A 13912-nucleotide genomic window follows, 5' to 3' on the forward strand; every position below is an offset into this window, starting at 1 on the left:
CTAATCGGCTAAGTAATATTCCACCGTTGATACGACCCTGACACTTTTTATATGGGGGTTATTTTTGTCGCGATGACTAATGCTGAATTGGCCTTGGCTGGCCTGCTTGATTTTACCTAAACGGCTGTGAGAATCAGAAGCAAATTTTTCAGCCACCTCGCGGGCCTTATTGGTTGCTTCCTCTATCATGGCCGGCTTAACATCATTGAGCTGGGTGAAAATATACTCCACTTGTGCTTGATAATTATCACCAGTAAACACAATGCCCTCTTTACCCAGATCAGATAAGGCGCTCATCACTTGTCGGACGTTTTCAACGTTTTTTGAATAAACAGTAATAGTTTGCACACCGGTGTAGCGAAATCTCACATTATTGTCACTGCCATATTGCTGAGCCGACTTATCGGTAATGGCTGGCGAACCCAGAGTAATTTCACTCGCATCGATACCTTTGTCTTTTAAAAAGTTCTGTATTTTTACACTGCTACTATCTACCAAGGCATAAAGTTTGGTTAAGTCATTTTCAGCAAATGCAAATTGAATCGGCCAGATCACAATATCGGCTGGATATTCACGCTCTGACAGGCCTTTTACGGTCACACTTCGCTCAAATTGTTTGTATTCTAAGGCTGCTGTTTTTAACAAATAACCCAAGCCCAATAAACCAATGATGGTACAGATCCCAAGGATCATCGCGGTCGCTTTGCTCATATTGTGCATCTTGTCTCTCCTTTAATCGCACGACTTGCAACCATAGACCTATGATGTCCAATAAAGGTTCTATTGAGTCTTAATTTCAACTTGCTTTGATTCATCAAACGACAGCCCCCTAGCCAAGAGTTAGTTAAACTCGTCATATTGCTTTACCACAAAACGCGGTAAACCAAAGGCTATTGCAGCTAAACCAAAAAATAAAATTAACATCGGATACCAACAATACAAAGACAACTGCCACGGTGATAAACCCGCTATGGCTGCCGCAGCTAATAACTGACCACCGTAAGGTACTAGGCCTTGAAAACCACAGGAAAAAATATCCAATAAGCTGGCGGTACGCCGAGGATCGAGTTGATATTGCTCGGACAAGTCTTTAGCAATTGGCCCAGCGGAGACAATGGCAATAGTATTATTTGCAGTAGATAAGTCCAAAAAGCTGACCAAGCCCGCAATGCTTAATTCGGCCCCTTTTACGGTTCTGATATGGCGAGTGAGTTGATGCATTAGCCAATTCATGCCGCCATAGGCTTGCATCAAGGCCACGATTCCGCCGATGACGACCGCCACCATCGCTAAGTCTTGCATCCAACCTAAGCCTTTATGCAGGCTATGCAACATACTTTTAAGATCAAAGCTGCCATTCAACAGTCCAATAACACAAGCACAAATAATCCCTGTACCCAACACGGATATCACGTTAAAACCCAGTAAGGCACAGGCTATAATCAGTAGATAAGGCAATACAAGCCACAGGTCGTAGGTGTTTTGCTCAAGCGCTGCTGAGCTATCAATATCGACACTAAATAAAACTAACACCGTGACGAGAGCGGCGGGAGCGACGATCATAAGGTTTGCTTTAAACTTATCTTTCAGTTTGACGCCTTGAGTGCGAGTGGCGGCAATGGTGGTATCAGAGATAAACGACAAGTTGTCACCAAACATGGCGCCGCCTATCACAATACCGACAGCTAAAGGTACAGACACGCCTAATGATTCAGCAAGGCCGATTCCAACTGGCGTAATAGCGGTAATGGTGCCCATGGATGTGCCCATGGCAAAGGCAATAAAACAGGCAATGATAAACAAACCCGGTAATAAGAAGGAGGTAGGCACATACTGTAAGGCCCAATTTACCGTGGCATCCCGCGCACCAATGTCAATGGTGACCGCATAAAATGCGCCGGCTAATAAGAATATAACCACCAATAAAATGATGGTTTTTTCACCCCCGCCTCGGCAAAAAATCTCAATTTTTTCATTTATGCTCAAAGGCTGTTGCTTGTTATTTAGTAGCAATGCGTAGCCTGCAGAGATAAACAAAGCAACTAAGATGGGCATAGTTGAAAAATCTTGAGTCAGCGCTCCGGCAGAAATAACAAGCACAACAAACAGTAATATGGGCGTGATGCCAGCAAATTGCCTGTGCGCATTAGCCACTGTATTTTGAATCATCTTCTATCGCTATAGTAAAAATAATCCGCTATTGTCAAAGGCAAGTAGGCTGACTGTCAATCTTGCAATTCTATTAATCTTGAATAAACCCTAGATAAGCGCTGCTAATTCAGCACCTTGTCTGATTGCACGTTTGGCATCAAGTTCCGCGGCCACATCTGCGCCCCCAATTACGTGCGTGGTAATGTTTTGGGCGAGTAAACCGTCTTGCAGGGCTCTGAGAGGCTCTTGGCCGGCGCATAAAATAACGTGTTCCACCGCTAAGCAGCGTGGTTTCTCATCAATAATGACGTGTAAACCTTCATCGTCGATTCGCACATATTCAACGCCGGGTATCATTTGCACATTTTTACGCTGTAAGCTGCTGCGATGTATCCACCCTGTGGTTTTACCTAAACCCTTCCCCACTTTGGTGGTTTTTCGTTGCAGTAAAAATATCTCACGTTCTGGCGGTGCGATATCTGGCGTCATTAGTGCGCCTGCATGCTGAAACGCAGTGTCAATCCCCCAAGACTTCAACCACTGATCGGGCTTTAAGGTCAAGGATTCATGTTCAACTAAAAATTCAGCCACATCAAAGCCAATGCCACCAGCCCCAATAATAGCGACTGTCTTGCCCACTGTTTTATTGTCGCGTAGTACATCTAAGTAATTAATGACTTTGGGATGCGTAGCACCTGGCAAATTGAGTTTACGGGGTACAATGCCAGTGGCTAGTATCACTTGATCGAATTTCCCCTTAGCTAAACTCTCCACACTTTGCTCGCTTGAAAGATGTATATGCACACCGACTTGGGTCAATCGATTGGCAAAATAACGTAACGTTTCGCTGAACTCCTCTTTACCAGGAATCCGTTTGGCATAATTAAACTGGCCGCCAATTTCACCATCTTTATCAAATAAATGCACTTCGTGTCCGCGCTCGGCGGCATAACAACTAAACGCTAATCCTGCCGGCCCTGCGCCTACCACGGCCAGCTTTTTTTTGTGGGTGGTTAAGGGGAAATTTAATTCAGTTTCAAATCCGGCTCGTGGATTGACTAAACAACTGGCACGTTTTTTCTGAAAACCATGATCAAGACACGCTTGATTGCAGGCAATACAGGTATTGATAAAAGCACTGTTGCCCTGTTTTGCCTTGCGCATAAAGTTTTCGTCGGCGAGAAAAGGCCTCGCCATTGACACCATATCAGCGTGGCCTTGAGCTAAAACACGTTCAGCTACCTCAGGCGTGTTGATACGATTCGAGGTAATTAAAGGCAGGTTTACCTCGCCTTTCATACGCTGCGTCACCCAGGTGAAGGCAGCTCTGGGTACCATCGTACCTATGGTAGGAACACGTGCTTCATGCCACCCAATACCAGTATTAATTATTGTAGCGCCAGCCTCTTCTATCATCTTGGCTAAGGCCACGACTTCTGTCCAATGGCTACCGCCTTCAACTAAATCGAGCATGGATAAACGATAAATAATAATAAACTTTTCACCAACACGCTGGCGTACCGCCTTGACGATTTCAACGGCGATGCGCGCTCGATTAGTAAAGTTGCCACCCCATTCATCATCACGTTGATTCGTGCGCGCGCACAAAAACTGATTAATGAAATAGCCTTCAGAGCCCATGATTTCAACGCCGTCGTAGCCTGCGAGCTGAGCCATTGCTGCGCAATTTGCATAGTCTTCAATCGTGCTATAGATGCCGCGCACAGAGAGAGCCTTGGGCTTAAAGGGCACAATGGGCGATTTCACGGCTGATGGGCCAACAATAAACGGATGATAGCCGTAACGCCCGGTATGCAAAATCTGCATACAAATTTTAGTATCATAGCGATGCACTGCTTCGGTAATCACTTGGTGAGCTTTTGCGTGCCCTTTGGTGGCCATTCGTGCGGCAAAGGGAAACACCCACCCTTGCCGATTAGGGCTAATGCCACCAGTCACAATCATGCCCACTCCGCCAGCCGCTCTCTCAGCATAAAAAGCCGCGAGTTTTTGGTGACCTTGTTTTTCTTCTTCTAAACCAAGATGCATCGATCCCATCAAGGCTCGATTGGCAAGGGTGGTAAATCCTAAATTCAAGGGCGTAAAAAGTTGCGGAAAATGAGCATGTGATGTCATGTAATACCTGATGAAATAATCAATCTGCCTTTGAGTTTATGCGCAAATGCACCCTTATGTAATAAAAAATTACATTTCTGAATGTCTTCTAAACGCGATTTTAGATAGGATGCAGCACTTATTTATTATTTGGTAACGCTCATTTATGTCGACAGGAAGAAGTTGGACAAAATCTCTGTTTATCGGTTTATGGTCAATCCTTAATTTTTGCCGCAAATTATTTTTCAATCTCATCTTTATCGTAATTTTTATTGGTTTTCTATCCTTGTTGATGAAAGACAACAATAAAATCATTGTGCCCAATGACTCTGCATTAGTGTTAAAGCTTAGCGGCAGTATTGTGATCGAAAAACGCGGTGTTGACCCCTTTGAAGAGTTTATGCAGGAAGCATTTGAAGACGACAGTCAAAACAGTGAAACATTACTGCAAGATGTCCTGTTGACCATTGAAAACGCCAAGCAAGATAATCGTATCAAAGTATTGGTGCTCGATTTACAGCAATTAGCGGGCGGTGGTTTAGACAAATTAGAGCAAATTTCACAGGCCCTTGATAATTTTAAAGAAAGTGGCAAACCTATTTATGCTGTAGGTGATAGTTTTACACAAAACCAATATTATTTGGCCAGTCATGCTGACCACTTATATTTGAATCCGATGGGCTTCTTATTATTCGAAGGCTACGGTCGTTATCCGACTTACTACAAGTCAGCTTTAGAAAAAATCAAAGCGCAAACTCATGTCTTCAAAGTGGGGACTTACAAGTCAGCCATCGAACCCTACATTCGTGATGACATGTCAGATGCTGCCAAAGAAGCAAACCAAGCGTGGTTAAGTGCTATTTGGTCGCAATACAAAAATAACGTGGCACAAGCTCGTGGTATTTCGCCGCTAAATTTTGATGAGAAACTAGAAGACTTCATGGTTAAATTTGAGCAAGCTGATGGCGACTTTGCTCAATATGCCTTGCAGAATAATTGGGTGGATGCCCTAAAAACCCGTGAAGAAATCAGACAAGAGCTCATCAGTTTGGTGGGAGAAAACGAATCAGGCATGAGCTTCAAACAGATTAGCTATCGCAACTATTTGAAAATCATCAATCCGCCCTTGCCCAACATCAGTACTGATACGCAAAAAGTGGGCATAGTAGTCGCTAAGGGCACCATTCTAAATGGCACACAAAAACCAGGTGATATAGGGGGTGACAGTACCGCTGAATTGTTAGTCAAGGCACGCTTAGACGACAATATCAAATCAGTAGTCTTGTATGTCGACTCACCAGGTGGCAGTGCTTTTGCCTCCGAAATTATTCGCCAAGAAGTAGAAAACCTCCAAGCCGCGGGTAAACCCGTTGTGGCAGTAATGAGTACTTATGCGGCGTCAGGTGGCTATTGGATTTCAGCCGGCGCCGATCAAATTTGGGCAGCTCCTAGCACCATTACCGGTTCAATTGGTATTTTTGGGATGTTTCTTACCTTTGAAAACACCTTGGACTATTTGGGGATACATACCGATGGTGTGGGCACTACAGAGTTTTCTGGTTTTGGTGTGACTCAAGCCTTGGATCCTAGAATGGGCCAAATTCTGCAGCGTGGTATTGAACATGGTTACGATCAGTTTATTTCATTGGTGGCAGACAAGCGCAATATGACTAAAGAGCAAGTAGATGGCATTGCTCAAGGCCGAGTGTGGATCGGTGATACCGCCAAAGAGCTTGGCTTAGTTGATGAGCTAGGTTATTTGGAAGATGGTATAAAAGCCGCAGCCCAGTTAGCTAACCTTGAACGCTATGACACCGTTTATGTGCAACGTTCATTGACAGGTCGTGAATTATTCTTCAAAGAACTGTTTGGTCAAGCGACGGTACTGATGGATGGCGCGTTTAAAACCAGTGCACCCAGCCCGTTCATGAACTTTATAAAGGGGCTCGCCGTCGATATGGACACCGCAGCTAAGTTTAATGATCCCCGCGGTGTGTATTCGTTTTGTTTGGAATGCACCTTATAAAGTAGCGATGATGCGAGTTTACGCTTTTACCTAAGGCCCTAGTTTAAAGGCAAGGCACTGTGTAATCTCGCATCTAAACTCTGCGCAGCTAGCTTGGCTTCAATCGCGTATTGTTCTAGAGCGATATCGTCTTCTTGCTCAGGCTCCCAGGTCGGAATACTAACTGGATTACCCTTTTCATCGCATGCTACAAATACAACTAAACAATGCCCTGTCGTTTTAATGTCGTTGCACTTTGGATCAACCGCTTGAATTTCAATAAAAATATGCATACTGGTGCGCCCGGTATGCACAACTTTGGCTTTCAAGGTCACCAATTGCCCCACTAAAATTGGACGAATAAAGCGAATTGCCCCAATGGACACTGTCACACAGTATTTACCACTGTACTGAGCAGCGCAGGCATATCCCGCTTGATCCATCCATTTCATGACGATGCCACCATGTACTTTTCCGCCAAAATTGACGTCTGTAGGCTCGGCTAAAAATCTAAAATCAATTGCTCTTTGTGGTGACATAATACTCTCTTATTGTTTTGGTTATGGCGTAGGATTGTTTACTATCATAAAAAAACAGTAGGTAAGTAAAGATAAACGTGCAAAAAACAGCATTAATTTTAATCCAACAACAAATCACTCAACGTGTAGAGGAATGCATGGAGCGGGCTTGCAAAGGTCTCCAACGTCAATTTGCTATGCCTACCATCAAATTTAATCAGCGGGGGAAAATTGCCGGAAGTGCACGCTTGCATCTCAATGAGCTTCGCTTTAACCCCGTATTACTGATGGACAATGTTGAGCATTTTTTGAGTGATGTAGTGCCTCATGAAATTTGCCATCTTATTAGTTTTCAGCTTTTTGGCAGAGTAAGACCCCACGGTAAAGAGTGGCAAGCGTTAATGGTGGAACTGTATGGCATAAAGCCACATCCGTATCACGCTATGGATGTAAGCAAAGTGGCAGGTAAAAAGTTTAGTTATCGTTGTTCGTGCGGTCCGGTCGAATTGAGCATCAGGCGGCATAACAAGGTAGTCAGAAAGCAGCAGCAATATCGCTGTTTGAAATGCGGCACACAACTTGTGGCCGCATATTAAACGGTGCTAGAAATTTAAAACCAGCGCTTGGTAAACGCTTTATCTAATTCGTCAAAGGCGGTTTTTAACAATCGAGCCAGCTCCATATACTTTGGTTTGGCTTGAGGATTTTGTAAGGCACAGCCTTGTAATTGCATCTTGTGATGAATTTCAAAATACCACGCACTCAATGCAGGCGGCAGCACTTGATTTGCACGATGCCCTAACCACAATAAGCCTTGCATGGGCAGGGTTAAAAAGAATGCCCCCATCGCTAATGCCTGTGGCAATTGTTCAACACCTTGAAAATTCACCACAGCAGCAACCGATAACACCGCTAAGGGCGGCATCACTTTTATGGATAGCTTTGTTGCAGCAATAACGCGGTTTTCGGCAAACAGTGTGGTTAACTGCTTTTCTGCCGGCCATGTAAGCATGTATTGCTGACCATCTTTAAACATAGAGCCTATGTTTTGTGCCACAATTCACCTCTCTTTTATTTTGCAGCGTTATTCTAGCGTGTAACCTGCCATTTACCTAAATTCATCTGTTATATCAAATCAACTATTGATACCAAAACCTGTTTTTGCCACGCTAACATTGCTATGATGACTGTCCCTTTGTAAGGAAAAAAGACTTATGAATCAACGCGTACTTGTGCTCAATTGTGGTAGTTCTTCAATTAAATTTGCGATTATCGATGCTGCTAATGGTGAAGCGCCCCTGCAAGGGATAGCTGAAAATTTGGCAGCCAGTCATTCCCAAGTACGTTATACCGATGGGCAAAACAAACACACTATCAGTCTAGAGGATAAGGCGGATCATAAACATGCTCTGGAAGCCATTGGCCGTATTTTGATGCAATTTACTGAACTTCGCTCAAGTTTAGTGGCCGTTGGCCATCGGGTCGTACATGGCGGTGAAAAGTTCACTCATTCTTGTTTAATTGATGATAGGGTCAAACAAGCCATCGGTGATATGGCCCAAATGGCGCCATTGCACAATCCCGCTCACGTTGCTGGTATTGAAAGTGCACAAGCCGCTTTTGCCCAACTTCCTCAAGTCGCTGTTTTCGATACCGCATTTTTTCAAACCATTCCCCAACATGCTTACCTGTATGCCCTGCCATATAATTTGTATGAACAACATGGAATACGAAAATATGGCTTTCATGGTTCAAGTCATTATTTTGTTTCTCGCCAAGCAGCAAAGCTGCTGAATAAAGATATTGAGCACTGCAACCTAATCACCGCCCACTTGGGTAATGGTTGCAGTATTGCTGCCATCAAACAAGGTAAAGCGGTTGATACCAGTATGGGTTTTACCCCACTTGAAGGTTTAGTCATGGGCACGCGCTGCGGTGATATCGACCCCAGCATTACGACGTTTTTAATGGAGCAACTCGGCTATAGTGCAGCCCAGGTCAATGCCTTGATGAATAAACAATCGGGTTTACAAGGTATTTCACAAATAAGTAATGATTGTCGCACCTTAGAGAGCGAGCAAGAGAAAGGCAACGAACGGGCTAAACTAGCGCTGGATATGTTTGTTTACCGACTAGTGAAATATATCGGTTCGTATTTAGCCGTAGTTGGGCCGTTGGATGCCCTGATATTTACTGGTGGCATAGGTGAAAACTCCAGCTATATTAGGCAGCAGACCATTGCTCAGCTCGCCCACTTGGGACTGCACATCGATGATAAAGCCAATAAAGACATGCGCTTTGGTCGTTCAGGCTTAATCAGCAACGAAGATTCAAAATCCATTTTTGCCATAGCCACTAATGAAGAATGGGTTATTGCACAAGACACCATCAAATACGCATTTAACGCGTAAGGAGCAGTCATGGCACGCAGAATAATGTTAATTCCAGTGGGCAGCAGTGTCGGCTTGACCAGCGTCTCTTTGGGCTTAGTCAGAGCGATGCAACAACAAGGGTTAAAAGTAAACTTTTTTAAACCTATGGGCCAACCTCGACACGGTGATGATGAAGCTGAAAAATCCACTACCATCATCAATCAATTAGGCTTAATAAAAGCTGCCCCTCCGCTCACTCCGGCCTATGTAGAGGACATGATCAGCAATGATAAAATGGATGTCTTGTTAGAAGAAATTATTGCCCTGTACGAGCAATATTCGAACGATGAAGATATCGGTATTATTGAGGGCTTAGTCACGACACAGAGCCATCCTTATGCCGTGCGCCTTAATCGTGAAATTTGCAATGCCCTTGACGCGAAGATCGTTCTGGTCAGTTCACCCGGAAATTTAAGCCTTACTCAGTTAAACGATAAGTTAGAAATTGTGGCCGATAACTATGGCGGACACAAAAGTAAAAAGGTACTAGGCTGTATTTTTAATAAAATCAATGCGCCGCTGGATGAGCGAGGCCGTTTAAGCATTGAGTTGATCGAACATCATGATGAAAGCCAAACTGAAAAAATCATCAAAAAACTTAAAAAACTCGCGATTTTCAATAAGTCTTTTGCCTTACTAGGGTGTATCAGTTGGAGTTTTGATTTGATCGCACCAAGGGTCAATGATCTGTGCAAGCATCTAAATGCAAAACTATTAAACGAAGGAGACTATTTGCATCGCAGACTGCGTAGCGTGCATTTGTGTGCACGTGAGATTAATAATATGGTGTGGGTCTTACAACCGGGTGCATTATTGGTGATTTCAGGAGATCGCAACGACATGTTTGTGATGGCCTGCCTCGCGGCACAAAACGGCACTAAAATTGGCGCAATCTTGTTAACAGGTGGCTACGAACCTGACCCAAGAGTCATGGCACTGTGCTCTCAAGCTTTAGAGAGCGGCTTACCTGTGATGCTAGTTAATGACAATACTTGGCAAACTTCGTTAAATTTGCATTTTTATAATCTTGAAGTGCCAGTAGATGATGAACAGCGCGTGAACCGCGTAATGGATCATGCAGCCAATTGTATCGACCCTAAATGGATAAATTCACTGACTGAGGGCGCATCAAAAGTATTGCGTTTATCACCGCCGGCCTTTCGATTTAAATTGACGCAATTAGCCAAAGCTGCGAAAAAAACCATTGTTTTGCCTGAAGGTGAAGAGCCCCGCACCATCAAAGCTGCAGCAATTTGTGCCGAACGCGGTATTGCTAAGTGCATATTGTTAGGCGACAAAGCGGAGATCCTCAGAGTTGCCGAACAACAAGGGGTAGCGTTACCTGACTCAGTCATCATTCAACAACCCGAAGATGTCAGGCAAAAATATATTGAGCCACTAGTCGAATTGCGCAAACACAAGGGCCTAACAGCGGTAGTTGCCCAAGAACAGTTACTCGATAATGTGGTATTAGGCACGATGATGTTACAACAAGGCCATGTTGATGGTTTAGTGTCAGGTGCGGTGCACACAACCGCCAATACGATCCGCCCTGCCCTGCAGTTGATTAAAACGGCTCCAGGCGCCTCGTTGGTTTCATCGATATTCTTTATGTTACTGCCAGAGCAAGTGCTGGTGTACGGTGATTGTGCGATTAACCCAGACCCAACGGCCGAACAATTAGCCGACATTGCTATTCAGTCAGCCGACTCAGCCGCAGCCTTTGGCATTGAGCCTAAAGTAGCCATGATCAGTTATAGTACTGGCGATTCAGGCACGGGCGTTGATGTAGATAAAGTAAAAAAAGCCACACAATTAGCCCAGCAAAAAAGACCGGATTTACTAATTGATGGTCCTTTGCAATATGATGCCGCTATCATGGAAAATGTCGCAAGCAAAAAGGCCCCTAACTCTAAAGTGGCGGGCCAAGCGACGGTGTTTGTATTTCCTGATCTAAACACCGGGAATACCACGTACAAGGCGGTGCAACGCAGTGCCAATTTAGTTAGCATAGGCCCGATGCTGCAAGGAATGGGCAAACCCGTTAATGATTTGAGCCGAGGTGCCTTAGTTGATGATATTGTTTACACTATTGCACTGACGGCAATTCAAGCCACACAATAAAGAAAAAACACAAGTTAGCCATAATGGCATTGATTATGGCTTCACTGCCCTTATTATTAGCCCCAAGATTTCATTTTTGGTCATACCACGACAAATTCGGAGAACACCATGTCTGCAACAAGACACGTAAAATTATTAATACTCGGCTCTGGACCTGCAGGCTACTCAGCGGCTGTGTATGCGGCACGTGCTAATCTTCAACCCGTGCTGTTGACGGGCATTCAACAAGGTGGCCAATTAACCACCACAACGGAAGTAGAGAACTGGCCAGGTGACCCTGAAGGTTTAACGGGTCCAGATTTGATGGTGCGTATGCAAAAGCACGCTGAAAAATTTGATACTGAAATTATTTTCGATCACATCAATAAAACAGATTTAACCAAAAAACCCTTTACGTTGTTTGGTGACCAAGGCACTTACACCTGTGATGCCTTAATTATTGCCACCGGTGCATCGGCTAAGTACCTTGGTATGGAATCAGAAACTGCCTTTATGGGTAAAGGCGTATCGGCGTGTGCCACTTGTGATGGGTTTTTCTACCGTAATCAAAAAGTAGCCGTTATCGGCGGAGGTAATACCGCGGTTGAGGAAGCCTTGTACTTGTCTAACATCGCATCAGAAGTACACGTCATTCACAGACGTGATGCATTTAGAAGTGAAAAAATTCTAGCCGACCGTTTAATGGACAAAGCGAAAAACGGTAATGTGGTATTACACATGGACAGTACCTTAGATGAAGTACTCGGTGACCAAATGGGTGTAACAGGGGTAAGAATTAAACATGTTGAGTCAGGAGAAGCCACTGAGTTGCCTGTTATGGGCTTATTTGTTGCTATCGGGCATCAACCCAACACTTCCATTTTTGAAGGCCAACTTGACATGAAAGATGGCTACTTAAAAGTGAAAAGCGGTACAGAAGGCAATGCGACACAAACCAGTGTTGAAGGTGTATTTGCCGCAGGTGATGTGAGCGATCATATCTACCGTCAAGCAATAACCTCAGCTGGCACGGGCTGTATGGCCGCGTTAGACGCAGAAAAATACTTAGACGCATTAGAAAAATAATCAAAGGCCTCGTAGAGGCCTTTTTTAATTGCAAACACCATTATGATTCATTTACCTGAGTTGACTCACAAAGCGGTTTTCCCTGATCCGAGTCAGGCATTATCTCGGCCGAACGGCTTACTGGCATTTGGCGGAGACTTGTCCGTAGCTCGTTTAACGGCGGCCTATGCTAAGGGCATATTTCCTTGGTATAGCCCTGGTGAACCCATTTTGTGGTGGTCACCTACCCCCAGAGGCATATTGCCACTAGAGCAGTTTTACTGTAGTTCTAAGTTGGCGAAGTTAGTGAGACAACAGCGCTTTGCAGTCACTCTCAATTACGCATTTGATGCCGTAATCGACGCCTGTGCCACCACCCCCCGAAATGACTCTGGTACGTGGATTACTGCTGAGATGATCGAAGCATACAAGCACCTGCATAAAGCAGGACATGCGCATTCAATTGAGGTGTGGCAAGGCGACATCTTAGTTGGCGGACTGTATGGTGTCGTAAGCGCTAAACTCTTTTGTGGTGAGTCGATGTTTCATCACCTGACTGATTGCTCAAAATTGGCCATGTATTATTTGGTCGAATTGCTGAAAGCAGAAGGTTCGTCATTTATTGATTGCCAAATGGTTAATCCACATTTGCAAAGTTTGGGCTGTATCGCCACGCCCAGATCGCAATTTTTAGCGCAATTAAAGGTACTGCAGTCACAGTCTTTTTCGATAGACTGTTGGAAAGCACGTACTCTTAGCCCTCACATATGAAATTTGGTATTACCCAATCCTTTCCTTGTAGTTATCTGACTGACCAACAAGAGCGTTTGCTGGTCTTTGTCGATGACAACAACGCCCCAAGCGCTCAGCATTATGATGTGCTTATCGCGGCAGGTTTTAGGCGCAGTGGCACCCAGATATATCGGCCTCACTGCACTGATTGCCAGGCTTGCAAATCTTTACGTTTACCGGTTAAGGATTTTAAACCATCAAAAAGCCAAAAACGGGTTTTGAAATTAAATAGTGATGTCACCACGAATGTCAGTCTGCACAGCAAACCTGAATATTACGCTATATACGAGCGGTATATTAATGAACGTCATGCAGATGGCAGTATGTACCCTGCCTCAAAAGAGCAATACGAGGGTTTTGTGATTAGCCCTTGGGATAGAGCGATGTATGTCGAACTGATGCTGGGTGAAACCCTCATCGGTGTGGCGGTAACCGATCGACTGAATTCTAGCTTATCTGCCTTGTATACCTTCTTTTTGCCAGAATATGCGCAACGTTCACTCGGCACTTATGCTATATTGCAGCAAGTTCAGCTAGCGCAGCAATTAAAATGCGACTTTTTATATTTAGGCTATCAAATAGATAGCTGCCAAAAAATGAACTATAAGCAGAATTTCTTACCCCATGAGCGTTTTTTAAACGATAAATGGCAACTAATTGTAAAAAATGTCGGGTAAAGCTTTACACTCGCGGCCTTATTGGGCAAAATCTGCGCGGCTTTTTTAGACACT

General features: G+C 44.3%; 12 protein-coding genes. 7 read left to right on the forward strand and 5 right to left on the reverse strand.

Annotation, left to right across the window (positions count from 1 at the left end):
• The 3 genes from NWQ57_RS14605 to NWQ57_RS14615 all read right to left on the reverse strand — a co-directional run bounded on the left by NWQ57_RS14605 (position 1) and on the right by NWQ57_RS14615 (position 4287).
• Positions 1–720 (reverse strand): SIMPL domain-containing protein, encoded by a 720-nt coding sequence (locus NWQ57_RS14605; protein WP_306022898.1) that lies wholly within the window; start codon positions 718–720, stop codon positions 1–3.
• Positions 721–840: 120 nt separating this feature from the next.
• Positions 841–2169: a Na+/H+ antiporter NhaC family protein gene (locus NWQ57_RS14610; RefSeq protein ID WP_306022899.1), complete on the reverse strand. Its 1329-nt coding sequence runs from the start codon at positions 2167–2169 to the stop codon at positions 841–843.
• 90 nt (positions 2170–2259) lie between these two features.
• Positions 2260–4287: an NADPH-dependent 2,4-dienoyl-CoA reductase gene (locus NWQ57_RS14615; protein ID WP_306022900.1), complete on the reverse strand. Its 2028-nt coding sequence runs from the start codon at positions 4285–4287 to the stop codon at positions 2260–2262.
• Between the two features lie 145 nt (positions 4288–4432).
• Here NWQ57_RS14615 and sppA point away from each other — a divergent pair, with 145 nt between their 5' ends.
• The gene (gene sppA, locus NWQ57_RS14620) at positions 4433–6292 is read left to right on the forward strand and encodes a signal peptide peptidase SppA (protein ID WP_306022901.1); all 1860 of its coding nucleotides are present in this window, start codon (positions 4433–4435) and stop codon (positions 6290–6292) included.
• A 38-nt stretch (positions 6293–6330) separates the two neighbouring features.
• Here sppA and NWQ57_RS14625 read toward each other — a convergent pair whose 3' ends face one another.
• On the reverse strand, positions 6331–6810 hold the full coding sequence (locus NWQ57_RS14625) for an acyl-CoA thioesterase (RefSeq protein ID WP_306022902.1): 480 nt from the start codon (positions 6808–6810) through the stop codon (positions 6331–6333).
• Between the two features lie 77 nt (positions 6811–6887).
• Here NWQ57_RS14625 and NWQ57_RS14630 point away from each other — a divergent pair, with 77 nt between their 5' ends.
• Positions 6888–7385: a SprT family zinc-dependent metalloprotease gene (locus NWQ57_RS14630; protein ID WP_306022903.1), complete on the forward strand. Its 498-nt coding sequence runs from the start codon at positions 6888–6890 to the stop codon at positions 7383–7385.
• A 14-nt stretch (positions 7386–7399) separates the two neighbouring features.
• Here the strand turns inward: NWQ57_RS14630 and yfbV are convergent, their stop codons facing one another.
• Positions 7400–7846 carry a terminus macrodomain insulation protein YfbV gene (gene yfbV / locus NWQ57_RS14635; protein ID WP_306022904.1) on the reverse strand — a complete coding sequence of 149 codons (447 nt, stop codon included), beginning with the start codon at positions 7844–7846 and terminating at the stop codon, positions 7400–7402.
• 157 nt (positions 7847–8003) lie between these two features.
• Here yfbV and NWQ57_RS14640 point away from each other — a divergent pair, with 157 nt between their 5' ends.
• The 5 genes from NWQ57_RS14640 to NWQ57_RS14660 all read left to right on the forward strand — a co-directional run bounded on the left by NWQ57_RS14640 (position 8004) and on the right by NWQ57_RS14660 (position 13858).
• Complete coding sequence (locus NWQ57_RS14640; RefSeq protein WP_306022905.1) at positions 8004–9200, forward strand: acetate kinase; 1197 nt, start codon at positions 8004–8006, stop codon at positions 9198–9200.
• A 9-nt stretch (positions 9201–9209) separates the two neighbouring features.
• Positions 9210–11345 (forward strand): phosphate acetyltransferase, encoded by a 2136-nt coding sequence (pta, locus tag NWQ57_RS14645; protein ID WP_306022906.1) that lies wholly within the window; start codon positions 9210–9212, stop codon positions 11343–11345.
• A gap of 108 nt (positions 11346–11453) precedes the next feature.
• Positions 11454–12410, forward strand: a complete 957-nt coding sequence (trxB, locus tag NWQ57_RS14650; protein WP_306022907.1) for a thioredoxin-disulfide reductase — start codon at positions 11454–11456, stop codon at positions 12408–12410.
• A 42-nt stretch (positions 12411–12452) separates the two neighbouring features.
• Entirely contained in the window at positions 12453–13160 is a 708-nt protein-coding gene (gene aat / locus NWQ57_RS14655) for a leucyl/phenylalanyl-tRNA--protein transferase (protein ID WP_306022908.1), read from the forward strand.
• Positions 13157–13858 (forward strand): arginyltransferase, encoded by a 702-nt coding sequence (locus tag NWQ57_RS14660; protein ID WP_306022909.1) that lies wholly within the window; start codon positions 13157–13159, stop codon positions 13856–13858. Before aat ends, NWQ57_RS14660 begins: the two co-directional genes overlap by 4 nt.
• Positions 13859–13912: the final 54 nt, after the last annotated feature.

Origin of the sequence: Paraglaciecola sp. (assembly GCF_030730205.1) — a bacterium.
Taxonomy (GTDB): Bacteria; Pseudomonadota; Gammaproteobacteria; order Enterobacterales; family Alteromonadaceae; genus Paraglaciecola.

Coding starts and splice junctions, on each gene's coding strand:
- NWQ57_RS14605 (WP_306022898.1), bottom strand. CDS start 720: ATGCACAATATGAGCAAAGCGACCGCGATGATCCTTGGGATCTGTACC.
- NWQ57_RS14610 (WP_306022899.1), bottom strand. CDS start 2,169: ATGATTCAAAATACAGTGGCTAATGCGCACAGGCAATTTGCTGGCATC.
- NWQ57_RS14615 (WP_306022900.1), bottom strand. CDS start 4,287: ATGACATCACATGCTCATTTTCCGCAACTTTTTACGCCCTTGAATTTA.
- sppA (WP_306022901.1), top strand. CDS start 4,433: ATGTCGACAGGAAGAAGTTGGACAAAATCTCTGTTTATCGGTTTATGG.
- NWQ57_RS14625 (WP_306022902.1), bottom strand. CDS start 6,810: ATGTCACCACAAAGAGCAATTGATTTTAGATTTTTAGCCGAGCCTACA.
- NWQ57_RS14640 (WP_306022905.1), top strand. CDS start 8,004: ATGAATCAACGCGTACTTGTGCTCAATTGTGGTAGTTCTTCAATTAAA.
- pta (WP_306022906.1), top strand. CDS start 9,210: ATGGCACGCAGAATAATGTTAATTCCAGTGGGCAGCAGTGTCGGCTTG.
- trxB (WP_306022907.1), top strand. CDS start 11,454: ATGTCTGCAACAAGACACGTAAAATTATTAATACTCGGCTCTGGACCT.
- aat (WP_306022908.1), top strand. CDS start 12,453: ATGATTCATTTACCTGAGTTGACTCACAAAGCGGTTTTCCCTGATCCG.
- NWQ57_RS14660 (WP_306022909.1), top strand. CDS start 13,157: ATGAAATTTGGTATTACCCAATCCTTTCCTTGTAGTTATCTGACTGAC.